This is a genomic window from Streptomyces sp. R302 (genome assembly GCF_012927245.1).
Taxonomy (GTDB): Bacteria; Actinomycetota; Actinomycetes; order Streptomycetales; family Streptomycetaceae; genus Streptomyces.
Window position 1 is genome coordinate 382,141 of record NZ_JABBGE010000001.1, and the last position, 14,706, is coordinate 396,846.

The 14,706-nt window shown below is 72.1% G+C and carries 12 protein-coding genes; 5 read left to right on the forward strand and 7 right to left on the reverse strand.

The window, feature by feature from the left end:
- Positions 1-7 precede the first annotated feature (7 nt).
- Together HHL19_RS01680 and pepN are read right to left on the reverse strand one after the other, a co-directional pair.
- Positions 8-1,015 (reverse strand): hypothetical protein, encoded by a 1,008-nt coding sequence (locus HHL19_RS01680; protein WP_169084781.1) that lies wholly within the window; start codon positions 1,013-1,015, stop codon positions 8-10.
- Between the two features lie 195 nt (positions 1,016-1,210).
- Positions 1,211-3,757 (reverse strand): aminopeptidase N, encoded by a 2,547-nt coding sequence (pepN, locus tag HHL19_RS01685; RefSeq protein ID WP_346768228.1) that lies wholly within the window; start codon positions 3,755-3,757, stop codon positions 1,211-1,213.
- A 143-nt stretch (positions 3,758-3,900) separates the two neighbouring features.
- Here pepN and HHL19_RS01690 point away from each other — a divergent pair, with 143 nt between their 5' ends.
- On the forward strand, positions 3,901-4,536 hold the full coding sequence (locus HHL19_RS01690; RefSeq protein ID WP_169084785.1) for a DsbA family protein: 636 nt from the start codon (positions 3,901-3,903) through the stop codon (positions 4,534-4,536).
- A gap of 127 nt (positions 4,537-4,663) precedes the next feature.
- Here the strand turns inward: HHL19_RS01690 and HHL19_RS01695 are convergent, their stop codons facing one another.
- The gene (locus HHL19_RS01695) at positions 4,664-5,311 is read right to left on the reverse strand and encodes a superoxide dismutase (RefSeq protein WP_169084787.1); all 648 of its coding nucleotides are present in this window, start codon (positions 5,309-5,311) and stop codon (positions 4,664-4,666) included.
- Between the two features lie 188 nt (positions 5,312-5,499).
- Between HHL19_RS01695 and HHL19_RS01700 the strand changes: the two genes are divergently transcribed.
- Positions 5,500-6,399: a hypothetical protein gene (locus tag HHL19_RS01700; RefSeq protein ID WP_169084788.1), complete on the forward strand. Its 900-nt coding sequence runs from the start codon at positions 5,500-5,502 to the stop codon at positions 6,397-6,399.
- A gap of 74 nt (positions 6,400-6,473) precedes the next feature.
- Here the strand turns inward: HHL19_RS01700 and HHL19_RS01705 are convergent, their stop codons facing one another.
- Positions 6,474-7,904, reverse strand: a complete 1,431-nt coding sequence (locus HHL19_RS01705; RefSeq protein ID WP_169084789.1) for an amino acid permease — start codon at positions 7,902-7,904, stop codon at positions 6,474-6,476.
- 116 nt (positions 7,905-8,020) lie between these two features.
- Entirely contained in the window at positions 8,021-9,475 is a 1,455-nt protein-coding gene (locus HHL19_RS01710; protein ID WP_169084791.1) for an amino acid permease, read from the reverse strand.
- A 263-nt stretch (positions 9,476-9,738) separates the two neighbouring features.
- On the opposite strand from HHL19_RS01710, the gene HHL19_RS01715 reads away from it, so the two are divergent.
- Positions 9,739-10,332, forward strand: coding sequence for a biotin transporter BioY (locus tag HHL19_RS01715; protein ID WP_169084793.1), 594 nt, complete (start codon positions 9,739-9,741; stop codon positions 10,330-10,332).
- A gap of 78 nt (positions 10,333-10,410) precedes the next feature.
- Here the strand turns inward: HHL19_RS01715 and HHL19_RS01720 are convergent, their stop codons facing one another.
- Positions 10,411-11,841, reverse strand: a complete 1,431-nt coding sequence (locus HHL19_RS01720) for an amino acid permease (RefSeq protein ID WP_169084795.1) — start codon at positions 11,839-11,841, stop codon at positions 10,411-10,413.
- A 218-nt stretch (positions 11,842-12,059) separates the two neighbouring features.
- Here HHL19_RS01720 and HHL19_RS01725 point away from each other — a divergent pair, with 218 nt between their 5' ends.
- Entirely contained in the window at positions 12,060-12,548 is a 489-nt protein-coding gene (locus HHL19_RS01725; RefSeq protein ID WP_169084797.1) for a ribose-5-phosphate isomerase, read from the forward strand.
- A 76-nt stretch (positions 12,549-12,624) separates the two neighbouring features.
- Entirely contained in the window at positions 12,625-13,434 is an 810-nt protein-coding gene (locus HHL19_RS01730; protein WP_169084799.1) for an Fpg/Nei family DNA glycosylase, read from the forward strand.
- 19 nt (positions 13,435-13,453) lie between these two features.
- Here the strand turns inward: HHL19_RS01730 and HHL19_RS01735 are convergent, their stop codons facing one another.
- The gene (locus HHL19_RS01735; protein WP_169084801.1) at positions 13,454-14,683 is read right to left on the reverse strand and encodes a GNAT family N-acetyltransferase; all 1,230 of its coding nucleotides are present in this window, start codon (positions 14,681-14,683) and stop codon (positions 13,454-13,456) included.
- Between the last annotated feature and the right edge of the window lie 23 nt (positions 14,684-14,706).

The following is a 14,706-nucleotide window of genomic DNA, read 5'->3' on the forward strand; positions in this document are numbered from 1 at the left end:
AGGCACCTCACCGGGGCAGGACGACGACGTACGCGGCGGGCTGCCGCTCCGCCGCGGCCATCAGGGCCGTACGGACCACGGTGGCCTGCTGGTCCATCGCCTCGCGCAGCTTGCGCGGGGTCAGGTGGACCACCGTGATGCCGAGCCGCTCCAGGTGCTCCCGCTTGCGGGTGTACTCGGACCACAGCGCGTCCTCGTCCTGCCGCGGCGCCCGGGTGTCCAGCTCCACCGCCACCGCCTGGTCCGGCCAGTAGGCGTCCACCCCGCCGAGGTGCGGGCCGCCCGGCAGCCGCAGGTCCACGTTCCACAGCGGGTCCGGCAGCGCGAAGTCCCGCACCATCTCGTACAGCCGCTCCTCCGACAGCGCCCGCCCCTCCACGAGGAGCGAGTCCACCGCGTCCACCACGTGCGGCCGGGTCAGCAGCCGCAGCCGGCTCAGCTCCCGGACCAGGACGGTCGGTTCGCAGTGGCCGTCGCGCACCGCCTCGGTGAGCAGCCGGCGCACGGTCTCCGCGTCGTGCAGCCCCGAGACCGCGTCGGCGAGCGCCCGGGCGACCGGCGCCACCGGCAGCTCGTCGAGCTCCACCGGCTCCGGGGAGTCCGGCGCCCGCACGATCCGGACGAAGCCGGTCGTCCGCAGGCGCCGGGTGCGGCCCACCAGGACGTCGATGCGGTCCAGGGCGGCCGGCGGGGGAGTGGAGGAGAAGCCGTGCAGGGCGAGCGCGGCGAGCCCGGTGAGCATCGCGCCGGGGCCGTGCAGGGGCGCCTCGCCGTCCCTGCGGGCGTAGAGCAGCGCGGCCCGCATCCGGTCGTCGCTGGTGGGAGCGCCGGGGTGGAGCAGGAAGACGCCGGGCAGCAGCTGCTGCCAGTCGCCGCCGGCCGCGACCCGTCCGGCGACCTCGGCGGCGGGCACGCCCATGGCCCGCAACTGGCCGGTGGAGGCGAGACGTTGGGCGATGCCCGCGGGGGAGGCGAGGGGGCGGGGGCGGGGGGTGATGGGGGTGTTGTGGTTCATGCCGGGGGTCTTCCGCACCCCGGACCGGCCCTAACGGCCTGTTACAAGGCGGTGGCCGAACCCGGACAAGCCCGCACTAAAGTACGCGCGTTCGACTGCCGAGAGGGGGCCCGCCGGGGAGGGCCCGCGGACAGCGGGCCGGGCGCGACGGCCGGGAGGGGCCCGCGGAGCCGCGGACCCCTCCTTAGCGCCGGCTCAGTCCTCCAGCGCGTCGCACTCCTGCGCCCGCAGCGCGCGGGCCAGGTCGTCGCGGGACTCCAGGACGAGGCGGCGAAGGGCCGGGGCCGCGTCCGCGTGCTCCTTCAGCCAGGCGTCGGTGGCCGCCAGGGTCTCCGGGCGGTCCTGGTGCGCCGGGAAGAGCCCGCGCACCACGGTCATGCCGATCTGGATCGACCGCTCGGCCCAGATCCGCTCGATCGCCGCGAAGTACTTCTCCGCGTACGGGGCGGTCAGCTCGCGCTGCGAGGGCTGCGCGAAACCGGCGATGACCGCGCTGACCAGCGCGTTCGACAGGGTGTCCGACTCGACGACCTGCGCCCACGCCTGCGCCTTGACGGCCGCCGAGGGCCGGGCGGCGAGCAGCCGCACCTGGTGGCGCTTGCCGCTGGCGGTGTCGTCCCTGGCGAGCTCCTCGTCGATGCGCGTCTCGTCGGCCCGGCCGTACTCGGCGAGCGGGGAGAGCAGCGCCCAGCGCAGCTCCTGGTCGACGTCGAGGCCGTCGATCCGGGCGGTGCCGGCGAGCAGCCCCTCCAGGAGCTGGAGGTCGGCGTCGGAGGAGGCGGTCGCGGCGAGGAAGCGGGCCCAGGTCAGCTGGTGCTCGCTGCCCGGCTCGGCGAGCCGCAGCTCGCGCAGTCCGCCCTCGGCGAGCTGCCGTCCGCCCTCGGCGCGCCACGCGGGGGCCGCGTAGTGGGTGACGGCGGTCCGCGCCCAGGCGTGCACCATCTGGAGGACGCCGATGTCGGTCTCGCGGCCGGCGAAGGCGAGGACGGCGGCGACGAAGTCACGGGCCGGCATGAGCCCGTCCCGGGTCAGGTTCCACAGCGCCGACCAGCACAGGGCGCGGGCCAGCGGGTCGGTGATGGAGCCGAGGTGCTCGCGGAGGGTGTCGAGGGAGCGCTCGTCGAAGCGGACCTTGCAGTAGGTGAGGTCGTCGTCGTTGACGAGGATCAGGTCCGGCCGCTCGCTGCCGGCGAGGCCGTCGACGACCGTGCGGGGCCCGGCGACGTCGGTCTCCACGCGCGCGTACCGCACGAGCGCGCCGTCGGTGAGCCGGTAGAGGCCGACCGCGATCCGGTGCGGGCGGAGCTCGGCGCCCTCCTGGAGGACGGCGAGCTCGGTGACGCGGCCCTCGGCGTCGTAGGTGACCTCGGGGGCGAGGACGTTGACGCCGGAGGTCTGGAGCCAGGACTTCGACCAGGCCTTCATGTCACGCCCCGAGGTCTCCTCCAGGACGGACAGCAGGTCGTTCAGGCGGGTGTTGCCGTAGGCGTGGCGCTTGAAGTAGCGGCGGGCGCCCTCCAGGAAGGCGTCCCGGCCGGCGTAGGCGACGAGCTGCTTGAGGACGGAGGCGCCCTTGGCGTAGGTGATGCCGTCGAAGTTGAGCTTGGCGTCCTCCAGGTCGTGGATGTCGGCCGTGATCGGGTGGGTGGAGGGCAGCTGGTCGGCGCGGTAGGCCCACGCCTTGCGGTTGTTGGCGAAGGTGACCCAGCTGTCGGTGAAGCGGGTGGCCTCGGCGAGCGAGAAGGAGCCCATGAAGTCGGCGAAGGACTCCTTCAGCCACAGGTCGTCCCACCAGGCCATGGTGACGAGGTCGCCGAACCACATGTGGGCCATCTCGTGCAGGATCGTGTTGGCGCGCCGCTCGTACGCCGCCTGGGTGACCTTGCCCCGGTGGATGTACTCCTCGGTGAAGGTGACCATGCCGGGGTTCTCCATGGCGCCGAGGTTGTACTCGGGCACGAAGGCCTGGTCGTACTTGCCGAAGGGGTACGGGTAGTCGAAGTTGTCGTGGAAGAAGTCGAAGCCCTGCTTGGTGATCAGGAAGACGTCGTCCGCGTCGAAGTGCCTCGCGAGCCCCTTGCGGCACATCGCGCCGAGCGGGATCTCGACGTCGCCGCGCCGGTAGGTGTCGGTGACGTAGTGGTACGGCCCCGCCACCACGCAGGTGATGTACGTGGAGATCGGCGCGGTCTCGGCGAAGCGCCACACTCCGTCGGCGCCCCGCTCGCCGGCGCCGTTGCTCCACACCGTCCACGCGTCGGGCGCGGTCACCTCGAAGCGGTACGGCGCCTTCAGGTCGGGCTGCTCGAAGTTGGCGTAGACCCGGCGGGCGTCGGCCGGCTCGTACTGGGTGTACAGGTACACCTCGCCGTCCTCGGGGTCGACGAAGCGGTGCATGCCCTCGCCGGTGCGGCTGTAGGCGCACTGCGCGTCGACGACCAGGACGTTCTCGTCGGCCAGGCCGTCCAGGGCGATCCGGGCCCCGTCGAAGACGACCGCCGGGTCGAGCTCCCGACCGTTGAGGGTGACGGCGGTGACCGACGGCGCGACCAGGTCGGCGAAGGTCGTGTCGCCGTCGCCGGTGCGGCGGAAGCGGATCGTCGTCACCGAGCGGAAGGTGCGTACCGCCTCCGTGGACTCGCCGACCGCCGACCGCAGGTCGAGGGCGACCTCGTAGCCGTCGACGGACAGCAGCGCCGCCCGCTCGTGGGCCTCGTCGCGGGACAGGTTCTCACCGGGCACGGTCACTCCTTCGTGGCGTGTTCGAAACAGCACCGATCCTCCCATGCGTACCTTTCACCGGGCGCACGGGAATGCCGACACGGCCCCCGGGTGTTGCGGCGAGTCGGCGCGCATCCCCCTTTTCGACCGCCCCGAGGAGTGACATGTCCGAGAGTAGGACCACCGCAGAGTTCTTCTTCGACCCGCTGTGCCCCTGGGCGTGGATGACCTCCCGCTGGATGCTGGAGGTGGAGAAGGTCCGCCCGGTGGACGTGCGCTGGAAGGTGATGAGCCTCGCGGTCCTGAACGAGGACCGGCTGGACGAGGTCCCCGCCGAGTACCGGGAGATGCTGGAGACCAAGGCCTGGGGCCCGGTCCGGGTGGTCACGGCAGCCCAGCAGCTGCACGGCGACGAGGTCGTCGGCAAGCTCTACACCGCGCTCGGCACCCGCTTCCACAACAACGGCGAGGGGCCCACCCGCGAGGCCGTCGCCGGCGCGCTGAAGGACGTCGGCCTCCCCGAGGACCTGGTGGAGTACGCCGACAAGGACACGTACGACACCGAGCTGCGCGCCTCCCACGCGGAGGGCATCGGGAAGGTCGGCCAGGACGTCGGCACCCCGGTGATCGCGGTGCCCGGCCCGGACGGCGACGAGGTCGCCTTCTTCGGCCCGGTCGTCACCCCCACCCCGCGCGGCGAGGCGGCGGCCCGGCTGTGGGACGGCACGCTGCTCGTGGCGTCCACCCCGGGCTTCTACGAGATCAAGCGCACGCGGACGGCGGGACCGAGCTTCGAGTAGGCGCCCCCCGGCACGGAAGAACCCCCGCGACTCAGGTCGTCGCGGGGGTTCTTCTTTCATCCGCCTGCCCGGTGAAGGTTGAGAAGACGATCACGAGCAGGACGAGCGGGGGCGGGACGAGCGGGGGTCAGAACGAGATCAGCGGGACGCTGGCCTTCGCGGCCTGGTAGCGCTTGTTCACGTCCTGCCAGTTGACGACCTGCCACATGGCCTCGATGAAGTCGACCTTCTGGTTCTTGTACTGGAGGTAGAAGGCGTGCTCCCAGGCGTCGAAGACCAGGACCGGGACCGAGCCCTGGCCGACGTTGCCCTGGTGGTCGTAGACCTGCTCGACGATGAGGCGGCCGCTGACCGGCTCGTAGGCGAGGACGCCCCAGCCGGAGCCCTGGGTGGTCGCCGAGGCCTTGGTCAGCTGGGCCTTGAACTTCGCGAAGGAGCCGAAGGACTCGGTGATCGCGTCGGCGAGCTCGCCGACGCCGTCGGCCGCGAGCGGCTCGCCGCCGCCCTCGCCGCCCTTCGGGCTCGCCATGTTGTTCCAGTAGATGGAGTGGAGGATGTGGCCGGAGAGGTGGAACGCGAGGTTCTTCTCCAGGCCGTTGACCGCTCCCCACTGGTCCTTGTCGCGGGCCTCCTCCAGCTGCTCCAGGGTGTCGTTCGCGCCCTTGACGTAGGCGGCGTGGTGCTTGTCGTGGTGCAGCTCGATGATCTGCGGATCGATCACCGGCTCCAGCGCCGCGTAGTCGTACGGCAGCTCCGGAAGTGTGTAGATCGCCATGTGTGCCAAGCCCTTCGACCGACTTCTTATTGCAACCTCTATGCAAGTGCAGGCTAACAGCACTTGCGGGAGAAGTTGATCAGTCCCTGGTCCTAGGTCCGCCGTTCTCCCGTCCGCTTCCGCGCGCTCCGCCGAACGGCGGACACCGGGGCTGTCCCCACCCCTTTCAAGATCAATAACGTGCGGGCATGAAGCTCCCCCTGAGACTCGCCGCCGCCGGTGTCCTCGTCGCCCTGCTCGCCGGTACCGCCCAGGCCGCCGCCCCCTGGCGCCAGGTCGGCGCGGACGCCCGCAGTGGCGTCAGCGGCCTCGCCGCCGAGGGTGACGGCAGCGGCACCGCCCTCGTCGTCCACGACAACAAGCGCTCCGGACAGCAGCGCCTCTCCCGGCTCGCGTACGGCGCCGACCCCGCCACCGTCACCCCGCTGACCTGGGACGGGGCCGAACCCGTCGACCTGGAGGCCGTCGAGGCGATCCCCGGGGCGCCGGGGGAGTACCTCGCCGTCGCCGCGCGCGGGATCGTCTACCGGCTGAGGGTCGCCGGCACCACGGCCACGGTCGTCGAGTACACCCCGCTGCCGGCGATCGGCGAGGGCGACGATGTCGAGAGCTTCGCGCTCGTCGCCCGCGACGGCCGGTTCGCCGCCCTCTGGGCCGACCGCGGCGAGGGCCCCGACCGGCCCGCCACCCTCTACGCCGCCCCGCTCGCCTTCGCCGCCTGGGGCGAGCCGAAGTTCGGCGCCGTCACCCGGCGCCCCTTCACCGCCCCGTACCCCACGGGCGCGGGGACCCGGCACATCTCCGACATCTCCGTCACCGACTCCGGCCGGATCCTGGTGAGCTCGGCGTCGGACGCCGGTGACGACGGCCCCTTCGACTCCGCCGTCACCGACGCCGGGCAGGTCGTCCTCACCGCCACCGGCCGGGTACGGATCTCCCTCGCCGCCCGCCCGGTCCCGCTCGGCACCTTCCCCGGCTACAAGACCGAGGCCGTCGAGTGCCTCCCCGGCACCGGCGACGCCCTCCTCGGCACGGACGACGAGAACCGGGGCGGACACGTCCGCACGGCGCCCTACTGCGGCGGCTGACCCGGTCCCGTACGCGCGAACGCCCCGCCGGTTCCGTGCCCGGCGGGGCGTTCGTACGAGGAGCGGCGGAGGGCTCAGACCCTCTCGGCCTCGGTCCCGACCGCCTTCTCGCGGGTCCTCTGGAGCGCGAAGCCGACGACGGCGAGGCCGAGCGTCAGCGCGCCCGTCGCGTACAGCTGGATCCGGGTGCCCTCCTCGCGGGCCATCAGGAAGAAGATCGCGGCCATGCCGGCCAGCGCCACCCAGGTCAGTACCGGGAAGGCCCACATCTTCACGACCAGCTTCTCCGGCTCCTCGCGCTCGGTGCGGCGGCGCAGCACCAGCTGGGAGGCGGCGATGAAGAACCAGACGACGAGGATGATCGCGCCGATCGTGTTGAGCAGCCAGACGAACGCCTTGTCCGGCGACCAGTAGCTCAGCAGGACGGCGCCGAAGCCCACGACCGAGGAGGCCAGCACCGCCGGGCGCGGCACGCCGCCGGAGGTGCGGCCCAGCGCCTGCGGGCCCTGGCCGCGGCCGACCAGCGAGCGGGCCATGCGGGAGGCGCCGTAGATGTTGGCGTTCATCGCGGAGAGCAGGGCGACCAGGACGACCACGTTCATGATCTGGCCGGCGGACTCGATGCCCAGGTGGTCGAGGGTGGCGACGTACGGGCCCTTCTCGACGACCGCCGGGTCGTTCCACGGAACGAGGGTGACGATGACCGCCATCGAGCCGATGTAGAAGAGCGCGATGCGCCACATCGCCGTACGGACCGCCTTGGCGACGCCCTGCACCGGGTGCTCGGACTCGGCGGCCGCGATGGTGACCGTCTCCAGGCCGCCGTACGCGAAGACGGAGGCGAGCAGGCCGACGATCAGGCCCTCGGAGCCGTGCGGGAAGAAGCCGCCGTCGCCGGTGAGGTTGGCGGCGCCGGGGGCGTCGGTGCCGGGCAGGACGCCGGCGATGGCGAGCACGCCGATGCCGAGGAAGAGGACGATCGCGCCGACCTTCAGCGCGGCGAACCAGAACTCGAACTCGCCGAAGTTCTTCACCGCGGCCAGGTTGGTGCCGCAGAAGACCAGCATGAAGAGCGCCACCCAGGCCCACGCGGGGGTGCCCGGGAACCAGCCCGTCATGATGTTCGCGGCGCCGATGCCCTCCAGGCCGACGGCCACGCAGAGCAGGAACCAGAAGGCCCAGCCGGCGGTGAAGCCGGCCCAGGGGCCGAAGGCGCGCTCGGCGTGGACGGAGAAGGAGCCGGAGGCGGGGTTGGCCGCCGACATCTCGCCGAGCATCCGCATCACCAGCATGACGAGCACGCCGGAGATCGCGTAGGCGACGACGATCGAGGGGCCGGCGGCGGCGATGCCGGCGCCGGAGCCGACGAAGAGGCCGGCGCCGATGACGCCGCCGAGGGCGATCATCGACAGATGGCGCTGCTTGAGGCCATGGGAGAGGCCCTCGGCGGGAGCGGCGGTGCCGCCCTCGCGGTCGGCCTGCGCGGGCGCGGTGGTCCGGGACATGGGCAACCCTGTTCATCGGCTGAGACGCGGAGGGAAGGCCACAGTCTGGGTGCCCGCACCGCTCAGAGGGAACAGGTGTCCGCTATACGGGCACTACCTTCACACAAGGTGAAGATTCAGTTCCGTTTCGTCGCGGGCGTCGCGGACGAGCGGGCCGCCCGCGACGCCCGCACCTCGCGCAGCCACGCCACGAGCAGCACCGCCGCCGTCGCCCCCGCCGACCACAGCACCTGCGGCCGCGCCCCGTCGTCGGTGAGCATCAGGACGAGCACCGCGCCCATCGCCGCCAGCGCCGTCCACGTCAGCCACGGGAAGCCCCACATCCGCAGCGTCAGCGTCCGGGGCGCCTCCCGCTCGATCCTCGGCCGCAGCCGCAGCTGCGACACCGCGATCAGCGCCCACACGAAGAGCAGCACCGCGCCGACCGCGTTGAGCATGTAGAGGAAGACGGAATCCGGCCACTTCAGATTGAGGAGCACGGAGACGAAGCCGAAGGCCACCGAGGCGAGCACCGCCCGCCGCGGCACCCCGCCCCCCGACACCCTCAGCAGCCCCTTCGGGGCCTCGCCGCGCTCGGCCAGCGAGAAGACCATCCGGGAGGAGCCGTACAGATTGGCGTTGAGCGCCGAGAGCAGCGCCACGAAGACCACCACGTTCATGATCTGGCCCGCGCCCGGCACCCCGATCGCGTCGAGCACCGCCACGTACGGCGACTCGCCCGGCACCATCGACGTCCACGGCAGCAGGGTCACGATCACCAGCATCGAACCCACGTAGAAGAGGAGGATCCGCCACACGGCGCTGCGCACCGCCCGCGCCACGTTCCGCGCCGGGTCCTCCGACTCGGCGGCGGCGATCGTGACGACCTCCAGGCCGCCGAAGGCGAAGACCACGGCGAGCACCCCGGAGGTCACCCCGGACCAGCCGTTCGGCAGGAAACCGCCCTGCCCGGTCAGGTTCGCGAGCCCGACCGGATCGCCGGAGGAGATCGGCGCCGTCGGCAGCAGGCCGACGATCGCGAGCGCGCCGAGGGCCAGGAAGAGCACGATCGCACCGACCTTCAGCGCCGCGAACCAGAACTCGAACTCGCCGAAGTTCTTCACCGCCGCCAGGTTGGCCAGGGTGAAGACGACCATGAAGAGCAGCACCCAGCCCCACTGCGGCACCCCCGGCACCCAGCCGTGCGCGATCCGCGCCGCGCCCGTCGCCTCCACGGCGAGGACGACGACCAGCAGGAACCAGTACAGCCAGCCCACCGAGAACCCGGCCCAGCGGCCGAGCGCCCGCTCCGCGTGCACCGAGAACGCGCCGGACGCGGGCATCGCCGCCGACATCTCGCCCAGCATCCGCATCACCAGCATCGCGAGCGCGCCCGCGATCAGGTACGAGAGCACGATGCCGGGCCCGGCCACCGCGATGCCCGCGCCCGAGCCGACGAAGAGGCCGGCGCCGATGACCCCGCCGAGCCCGAGCATCGTCAGATGACGCTGCTTCAGGCCGTGCGAGAGCGGCTCCGGTTCGGTGAGCGGGGTGAGCTGGGTGGGCGGGGTGGACGGTGCCGCGTCGCGCATGGTGGGGGGACTCGTGCTCTGGGAGTGGTGGGACTTTATAGAGACCCCACAGTCTCTCCGCTGACCGACCCTTGACGCAAAAGGGACCAGAAGTTGTCTTTCACCAGTGACAAGCGTCACGTGGCGTGTGCTGCCCTCCCGGCTCTTTGTCGGAAACCGATGAAGCCCCGGCCCGAGGCTTTGTCGGCGGCTGACGGTGATCGGCCGCTCACTCCTGGCATAGCGTCGACCTGTCCCGACCCCCTCACCCCCGCGGAGTACCGATGAGCACCGCCGCCGCCCCCGTCCGCACCCTCCGTGCGGGCACCGTCCTGGCCGACCTCCTCCCGTCGAGCCGCGTCCGCGACGTCGCCCTCGTCGTCGGCGGCGCCGCCCTCACCGGCCTGGCCGCGCAGCTCACCGTCCCGGTCCCCGGCTCGCCGGTCCCGGTCTCCGGCCAGACCTTCGCCGCCCTGCTCGTCGGCACCGCCCTCGGCGCCCGCCGCGGCTTCCTCTCCCTCGCCCTGTACGCCGTCGTCGGCATGGCGGGCGTCCCGTGGTTCGCGCAGGCGAGCTCCGGCTACGCGATGCCGTCCTTCGGCTACATCCTCGGCATGCTGCTCGCCGCCACCGTCGTCGGCGCCCTCGCCCGCCGCGGCGCCGACCGCTCGGTCCTGCGCACCGCCGGCACCATGGTCCTCGGCTCCGCGATCATCTACGCGGTCGGCGTGCCCTACCTGGCCCTCGCCACCGGCATGACCCTCGGCCAGGCGGTCGCCGCCGGCCTGACGCCCTTCCTCATCGGCGACGCCCTCAAGGCCGCCCTCGCCATGGGCGCCCTCCCGGCCGCCTGGAAGCTCGTCGGCCGCAAGGGCTGACGCCTCCGGAGCCGTACGCGTACGCGAAGGGCCCGCCGCTCCTCCCCAGAGCGGCGGGCCCATTCCCGTACGGCGTGTCTAGACGCGGGTCTTCCTGGCCCGCTCCCGGACCAGCGCGATCGCCAGCACGAGCGCGGCCACCAGGAGCGAGAGCACGACCTGCTCCCGGGCGCCGCCGCCGTCGTAGATCATGTAGCCGAGGACGAAGACGATCATGGCGATGGTCGCCCAGGTCAGGTACGGGAAGAGCCACATCCTCACGACCAGCTTCTCCGGCGACTCGCGCAGGATGATGCCGCGCATCCGCAGCTGGGTCACGCAGATGACCAGCCAGACGAAGAGCGCCACCGCGCCGGAGGAGTTCAGCAGGAAGGCGAAGACGGTGTCCGGCCACTGGTAGTTGAAGAACACCGCGACGAAGCCGAAGACGACCGAGGAGAGGATCGCGGCCTTCGGCACGCCCCGCCTGTCGACCTTGGCGAAGCCCTTCGGCGCGTCGCCGCGCCGGCCGAGCGAGAAGGCCATGCGGGAGGCCGTGTAGAGGCCCGAGTTGAGGCAGGACAGGACGGCGGTCAGGACGATCACGTTCATGATCTGGCCGGCCGCGGGGATGCCGATGGAGTCGAGGGCGGCGACGTACGAGCCCTTCTCCACGATCGACGGGTCGTTCCACGGCAGCAGCGTCAGGACGATGAAGATCGAGCCCAGGTAGAAGACGCCGATCCGCCAGATCACGCTGTTGGTCGCCTTGGTCACGGCCCGCTGCGGGTCCTCCGACTCACCGGCCGCGAGGGTCACGATCTCGCTGCCCATGAAGGAGAAGACCACCATCAGCACACCGGTGAGGATCGCGCCCGCGCCCATGGGCATGAATCCGCCCGCGTCGGTGAGGTGCGCGAAGCCCGCGCCCGGGTTGTCCGATCCCGGCAGCACGCCGAAGACCGCGAGCATGCCGATCACCACGAAGGCGCCGATGGCGACGACCTTGATGCCGGCGAACCAGAACTCGAACTCGCCGTACGAGGCCACCGAGGCCAGGTTCGTCGCGGTGAGCACCACCATCACGATCAGCGCCCAGGCCCACTGCGGCACCGCCGGGATCCAGCTCTCCAGGATGACCGCGCCCGCAGTCGCCTCGACGGCCAGCACGACCACCCAGAAGAACCAGTACAGCCAGCCGATGGTGAAACCGGCCCAGCGGCCGAGCGCCTGGTCGGCGTAGGAGGAGAAGGAGCCGGAGGACGGCCGCGCGGCGGCCATCTCGCCCAGCATCCGCATCACGAACACGACCATCGCGCCGACGAGCGCGTAGGAGAGGAGGATCGCGGGACCGGCGGCGGCGATGCCGGAGCCGGAGCCGACGAACAGGCCGGCGCCGATGACGCCGCCGATCGCGATCATCGACAGATGGCGGTTCTTGAGCCCGGCCTGGAGGCCGTCGGACCGCGGGGTCCCACCGGGGTTGCCGGTGGTGCCGCCTTCCTTGGCGAGGGTCGGCTGCGTGTTCATGAACGCTTCCTTCGGATGTGGGGGTGACTCGGGTCGCGAGCCTGAGATATGAAACCCGGCGACCGGTCAGTACGGAAGCTTTGAATCCGGATCGTGATTCAGGACATACTCGGGCCATCAGGTCCGGACCAACCGGGCCGGAGGTCCCCGACCCGCCGGGACCAAGGTCCCGACCCCGCTGCCCCCCGCCCCGTCCCGGCCGTGCCACACTCGAAGCCATGCGCGTCTACATCGGTTCCGACCACGCCGGCTACGAACTCAAGACCCACCTCGTGGAGTGGCTCACGGCCCACGGCCACGAGCCCGTCGACTGCGGCCCCCACATCTACGACGCCCTCGACGACTACCCGCCGTTCTGCCTGCGCGCCGCCGAGAAGACGGCCGCCGACGCGGACAGCCTGGGCATCGTCATCGGCGGCTCCGGCAACGGCGAGCAGATCGCCGCCAACAAGGTCAAGGGCGTCCGTGCCGCCCTCGCCTGGAGCGAGCAGACCGCCGCCCTCGGTCGCGAGCACAACAACGCCAACGTGGTCGCGGTCGGCGCCCGCATGCACACCGAGGAGGAGGCGACGAAGTTCGTCGAGATCTTCCTCTCCACCCCGTACTCCGGCGACGAGCGCCACACCCGCCGCATCGAGATGCTGAGCGCGTACGAGACCGAGGGCATCATGCCCCCGATCCCGGCCCACCACCCGCAGCAGGGCTGAGCCCGCGCCCGTCCGCGCCGCCGGCCCCCGGGCCCGGCGGCGCGGACGGGCCGTCCCGTCACCCAGGAGAACCGCCGTGCCCGAAGGGCATACGATCCACCGCCTCGCCCAGGACCACCTGCGGCGCTTCGGCGGCCGGCCCGTCCGCGCGAGCAGCCCGCAGGGCAAGTTCTCCGACAGCGCGGCGCTCCTCGACGGCTCCGTCCTGGAGACCGCCGAGGCCCACGGCAAACACCTCTTCCTCGGCTTCCCGCGCGACGAATGGGTCCACATCCACCTCGGCCTCTTCGGCAAGGTGAACATCGGCGACGCCCCCGCGCCCCCGCCCACCGACACGGTCCGCCTGCGGCTCGCGAACCCGGAGTCGTACGTCGACCTCCGCGGCCCCACCACCTGCGCGCTGATCACCGACGCCGAGAAGCAGGCGATCCACGCCCGCCTGGGCCCGGACCCGCTGCGGAACGGCGACGACCCCGACAAGGCGTGGCGCCGCGTCGCCAAGTCCCGTACGACGATCGCCGCCCTGCTCATGGACCAGAAGGTCATCGCGGGCGTCGGCAACGTCTACCGCGCCGAGGTCCTCTTCCGCCACGGCATCGACCCGTACCGCGCGGGCAAGGACCTGACGGCGGGGGAGTGGACCGCGATCTGGCAGGACCTGGCCGCCCTCATGCGCGAAGGCGTCCGCGACAACCGCATCGACACGGTCCGCCCCGAACACACCCCCGAGGCGATGAACCGCCCCCCGAGAGTCGACGACCACGGCGGCGAGGTCTACGTCTACCGCCGGGCGAACCAGCCCTGCCACATCTGCGGCACGGAGATCAGGACAGCCGACCTGGCAGCCAGGAACCTCTTCTGGTGCCCCGCCTGCCAGACGCGCTGAACCGCGTTGCGGGCACGCCCTAGAAGCCGTGCGGCAACCAGGGCGCCACCTGAGACCCGAAAGCGACCGACGCCTCCGCCAGAGAACCGCCCCGCAACTCCGTGACCCGCCCGGCAAGGGCAAGCGCGCCCAGGCTCGTACCGCCCAGATACACCGCCCCCAACTCCCGCACGGACAGCGCGAGATCAGCCGCATCCGACGTCCGCGAACACACCGCCCCCTTCGCGTCCCCGGACAGCCGCCACCGCCCCGCGTTCCACGGACAGAACGCGTCCTCGACCTCGAACACGACGTCCACCGGCGCCTGATACGTCCGCGCCTCCAGCGCCGCCCCCACGTCCACGAGCCGCGCGAACAGCTGCTCCCGCACGGTCGGTTCGCAGCGCCTGACGTCGGAGACGAGGTGCAGCCACGCCGAGTCCACCGGCGCGCTGTTCACCCGCACCTTCGACGTCAGGTCGACCGAGCAGACGTACCGCCACAGCGCCGCCTCCGCCACCGGGTCGAGCCCGTACAGCTCGTGCACCGTCACCACGCCGTCCGCGCCGGCCCAGCTCCAGTCCGCCTTGATCGCGTAGACGGCGTACCCGACGACCTCCCCGTCCCGCTCAGCGAGGACGCACAGCCGCGGCGAGGCGCCCTCCCGCGAGCCCGGCGGGTCGAGCAGCGGCAGCCGCTCCCAGCCGGGCCGGCGGGCCAGCATCCCGGGCCGGCGCGGCACCATCCGCGCGTACACCGACTCCACCACCGCCGAGGCCTCCGCGAGCGGCACCCTCCGCAGCGTCACCGCGTCCGTCCCGGCCGGCACGTCGAGCCGCACCCGGGTGGTGTCGACGACCGCCCGCTGCGTCCAGCTCGCCGCCGCGTACCCGAACCGGCCGTAGATCGCCGACTCGGAGGCGGTCAGCACGGCCAGCGGCTCGCCGAGCTCCCGTACGTCGTCGAGCTGCCGGCGCATCATCGAGGTCAGGATCCCGCGCCGCCGATGCGTTCCGGCCACGCTGACCATGGTGACGCCCGCAGCCGGCACCGAGGCCCCGCCGGGCACGGTCACCCGGAACGAGAACGCCCCCGCCGTCGCGACCGGCTCGCCGCCGTCCCAGACCGCCAGCGAACGCCCGCACTCGGTGAGGTCCCGCCACAGCGCCCGCTCCTCCGGCTCCTCCGGCACACCCCCGAAGGCGAGCTCCAGCGTCGCGAACCAGCGATCCCACTCCGAAGGGTCGAGCACCCGCATCTCATTCGTCATATGCCATCGATATCAGCGGCCCC

What these genes read in the sequence shown, in the direction of transcription:
- HHL19_RS01680 (WP_169084781.1), bottom strand. Translation starts at nt 1,015, where the DNA reads ATGAACCACAACACCCCCATCACCCCCCGCCCCCGCCCCCTCGCCTCC.
- HHL19_RS01690 (WP_169084785.1), top strand. Translation starts at nt 3,901, where the DNA reads ATGTCCGAGAGTAGGACCACCGCAGAGTTCTTCTTCGACCCGCTGTGC.
- HHL19_RS01695 (WP_169084787.1), bottom strand. Translation starts at nt 5,311, where the DNA reads ATGGCGATCTACACACTTCCGGAGCTGCCGTACGACTACGCGGCGCTG.
- HHL19_RS01700 (WP_169084788.1), top strand. Translation starts at nt 5,500, where the DNA reads ATGAAGCTCCCCCTGAGACTCGCCGCCGCCGGTGTCCTCGTCGCCCTG.
- HHL19_RS01705 (WP_169084789.1), bottom strand. Translation starts at nt 7,904, where the DNA reads ATGTCCCGGACCACCGCGCCCGCGCAGGCCGACCGCGAGGGCGGCACC.
- HHL19_RS01710 (WP_169084791.1), bottom strand. Translation starts at nt 9,475, where the DNA reads ATGCGCGACGCGGCACCGTCCACCCCGCCCACCCAGCTCACCCCGCTC.
- HHL19_RS01715 (WP_169084793.1), top strand. Translation starts at nt 9,739, where the DNA reads ATGAGCACCGCCGCCGCCCCCGTCCGCACCCTCCGTGCGGGCACCGTC.
- HHL19_RS01720 (WP_169084795.1), bottom strand. Translation starts at nt 11,841, where the DNA reads ATGAACACGCAGCCGACCCTCGCCAAGGAAGGCGGCACCACCGGCAAC.
- HHL19_RS01725 (WP_169084797.1), top strand. Translation starts at nt 12,060, where the DNA reads ATGCGCGTCTACATCGGTTCCGACCACGCCGGCTACGAACTCAAGACC.
- HHL19_RS01735 (WP_169084801.1), bottom strand. Translation starts at nt 14,683, where the DNA reads ATGACGAATGAGATGCGGGTGCTCGACCCTTCGGAGTGGGATCGCTGG.